The organism is Actinosynnema sp. NPDC023658 (assembly GCF_040639995.1).
Lineage (GTDB): Bacteria > Actinomycetota > Actinomycetes > Mycobacteriales > Pseudonocardiaceae > Actinosynnema.
Window position 1 is genome coordinate 1 of sequence record NZ_JBFAAX010001084.1, and the last position, 1781, is coordinate 1781.

Annotated in this window: 1 protein-coding gene and 1 pseudogene; both read right to left on the reverse strand. The window is 74.0% G+C overall.

Annotated elements, in window-relative coordinates:
* On the reverse strand, nucleotides 1–804 hold an 804-nt coding region (locus tag AB0G02_RS38305; protein ID WP_360804840.1), incomplete at its 3' end, for an alpha-amylase family glycosyl hydrolase.
* Nucleotides 801–1781 (reverse strand): annotated as a pseudogene (locus AB0G02_RS38310) (malto-oligosyltrehalose synthase); the annotation flags it as partial. The pseudogene AB0G02_RS38310 and the gene AB0G02_RS38305, both read right to left, overlap by 4 nt.

Here is a 1781-nt window from a genome sequence, read left to right on the forward strand (position 1 = left end):
GCCCACTGCGGCCGACAGGGCGTCCACCTCGACGGCCAGCTGCTCCAGCACGTGCAGCGCGCTGCGGTCCACCAGCGCGTGCACGGCGTCCAGCCGCAACCCGTCGACGTGGAAGTCGCGCAGCCAGCCCAGCGCGTTGTCGACGACGTACCGGCGCACCTCGTCGGCGCCCTCGCCGTCGAGGTTCAGGCCGGGGCCCCACTCGTTGCTGCCCGCGAAGTACGGCCCGAACCGGTCGAGGTACGCGCCGGACGGCCCGAGGTGGTTGTAGACCACGTCCAGCAGCACGGCCAGCCCGCGCGCGTGGCAAGCGTCCACGAACCGCTTGAACCCGTCCGGTCCGCCGTAGGGCTCGTGCACCGCGCCCCACAGCACGCCGTCGTAGCCCCAGCCGGCGGTGCCGTCGAACGAGTTGACCGGCATCACCTCGACGTGCGTGACGCCCAGCCCGACCAGGTGGTCCAGCCGCTCCACCGCGCCGTCGAACGTGCCGGCGGGCGTGAACGTGCCGACGTGCAGCTCGTAGATCACCGCGCCGGGCAGCGCACGACCGGTCCAGGACCCGTCGGTCCACTCGAACGTGTCGTGGTCGTAGACGCGTGACGCCTCGTGCACCCCGTTCGGCTGCCACCGCGACCGCGGGTCGGGCAGCGCCTCGTCGGAGTCACCGAGCAGGAAGGCGTAGTCGACACCCTCGACGTCCGCGTGCCACCACCCGCCGTCACCCGCGGTCATCCCGTGGTCGCGGCCGTCGACCCGGACCCGGACGCGGTCGTGCGCCGGGGCCCACACCGAGAAAGTCACCGATCTCCCCTGATCAGCAGTGCCACCGGGTAGCGGTCCAGCAGGTCGGCCAGCCGCGGGGTCGCCGGGCGGGAGGTGAGCACGTCGGTCCACTCCCCCGGCGGCAGCGGCAGCACCGTGTCGCCCCAGCCGCCCGCGTTCGCCAACCCCACCGGGAGCCGCGTCGCGACCGCGACCAGGCCCGTCCGCTCGAACGCGACCGCGTGCGGCGCGGCCGGTCCGGACGCGGGCAGCGGCCGGTAGCCGCGGAACAGCTCGGGCCGTTCCCGCCGCAACCGCAGCGCGCGCTGCACGACGAGCAGCTTGGCCGCGCCGGAGTCGTCGACGTCCGGCAGCCAGCCGTCCTCGATCCGGGCCAGCAGCCGACGCCGGACCTCGTAGTCCACCGGTCGGCGGTTGTCCGGGTCGACCAGCGACAGGTCCCACAGCTCGGTGCCCTGGTAGACGTCCGGCACGCCGGGCGCGGTCAGCTGCACGAGCTTCTGCCCGAGCGCGTTGGACCAGCCCGCCGTCACGATCCGCTCCACGAACGACGCCACCTCGGCGGCCACCGGACCGGTCAGCACCTGCTCCGGCCAGGCCGCCACGGCCGCCTCGAACTCCTCGTCGTGGTCGACCCACGTGGTGCGGACCTTCGACTCCTTGGCCGCCTTGTCCAGGTAGTCGCGCATCCGGTCGGCGGTGATCGGCCACGCCCCGACCAGCGACTGCCACGCCAGCATGTTCAGCGACGGCTCGTCGATGGGGTGCGCGGCGGTCCACCGGCGCACCGCGTCGGCGAACTCCTCGGGCACCTCCGCGAGCACCGCCAGGCGGGCCCGCACGTCCTCCGACCGCTTGGTGTCGTGCGTCGACAACGACGTCATCGCCGCGGGCTCGGACGCCTCGCGCACCGCCGCCCGCGCGTGGAACTCCTCGACCGGCACGCCGAACCGGTCCGGCGCTCCGCCGACCTCGTTGAGCGCCACGAACCGGGT